The sequence below is a fragment of the Halomonas hibernica genome (assembly GCF_013183775.1).
Lineage (GTDB): Bacteria > Pseudomonadota > Gammaproteobacteria > Pseudomonadales > Halomonadaceae > Vreelandella > Vreelandella citrativorans.
Genome location: NZ_VIFN01000038.1, coordinates 1 through 1,264, shown reverse-complemented (window position 1 = coordinate 1,264; position 1,264 = coordinate 1). Strand labels below are relative to the sequence as shown.

The following is a 1,264-nucleotide window of genomic DNA, read 5'->3' as shown; positions in this document are numbered from 1 at the left end:
GCAATGTTACGCTAAAGCGCCGCCGAAAAACCATCTGCCGTCTTATGCCCTTGGTCGGCAGGGGGAAAGTTTGGCTTGCTGTATAGCAGCACATTGAGGCAGCCTACTGTGGCTATCTGAGTGAGCTGTTGGTCTTTATCGATCCAGGGCGGGTTGGCAGCGATGTTTAATAGTATGGCTGCTTACGGTAGAATTTAAATGGTTGACTATATACATCTATCTGCAACCGCTATCAGGAGTATTCGTCATTTATTGTAATGAAGCATTCTTTAAATTGAACTCAACCACAGTGGTTCCTTATGAAAAAAATAGAAGTGTCATTTATTACGATAAATTATAATTCTTCACAACATACAGCTGAGTTAATTAATAGCATTTTATCGAATACTGATAGCATATCTTACGAAATTATCGTTGTTGATAATGCCTCTGAAGATAAAGATTTTTTAAGTCTGAAAGAGTTTTTGAAAGATAAAAATGACGTGAAATTAATTAGGAACTCCATAAACAGCGGGTTCTCAAGTGGCAATATGCTAGGGGTAAATCATGCGAGTGGACAGTATTACTTTTTTGTTAACAATGATTGCAAGCTTTTAAATAATACGGCAGGTGTATTAAAGAAATATCTGGATTCAAACGCAGAGGTGGCGTTGGCAACTGCTCAAATAGTCGATGCCAACAACAATTATTCATCTTCGCATAAACAGTTTCCCCATCTTTTAAAGCAGCTGTTTGGTAACAGCGTGCAAAGAAAGTTTTCAAAGGTTAAATTTCCAAGCAATCGTGTGAAGCTAGATAAACCCACGCAGGTTGAAGTTGTTAGTGGCTCTTGCATGTTTTTTAATGCAGATGCTTTTTGCGATATTGGTGGTTTTGATACTGCCTTTTTTCTTTACTGTGAAGAAGAGGATATTGCTAAAAGAATTTGGGAATCTGATAGGAAAGTTTTTTTTATTCCTGAAGCACAGATATTTCATGAAGCGGGTGGTAGCACAGAGCAAGGGTTTCTGATGCAACAAGAATTTTATATCTCCTATTACCACTTGCTAAATAAACACTACAATCGCACCGGTCGGATTCTACTTAAAATAGCATTATTCTTTAAGCTGTTTTTTAGAATGTTTAAGAAGAAAATGGGCGTCAGAATGTTCCTGTCTATGCTAAGTGGATTTCCGCAAAAAAACAGCTTGAGATACTCTCAAAAAATAAAGAAGCACCACGAAGAGGTCGTTTAGAAAACAGCAAGATGCTAATTAAAAAGATG

General features: G+C 37.3%; 1 protein-coding gene. It reads left to right on the top strand.

The window, feature by feature from the left end:
* The first annotated feature begins 299 nt into the window (after positions 1–299).
* Entirely contained in the window at positions 300–1,235 is a 936-nt protein-coding gene (locus tag FKN99_RS17705; RefSeq protein ID WP_172119104.1) for a glycosyltransferase family 2 protein, read from the top strand.
* Positions 1,236–1,264 lie beyond the last annotated feature (29 nt).

Excerpts from the sequence above, each read along its gene's own strand:
- FKN99_RS17705 (WP_172119104.1), top strand. The coding sequence starts at position 300 with ATGAAAAAAATAGAAGTGTCATTTATTACGATAAATTATAATTCTTCA.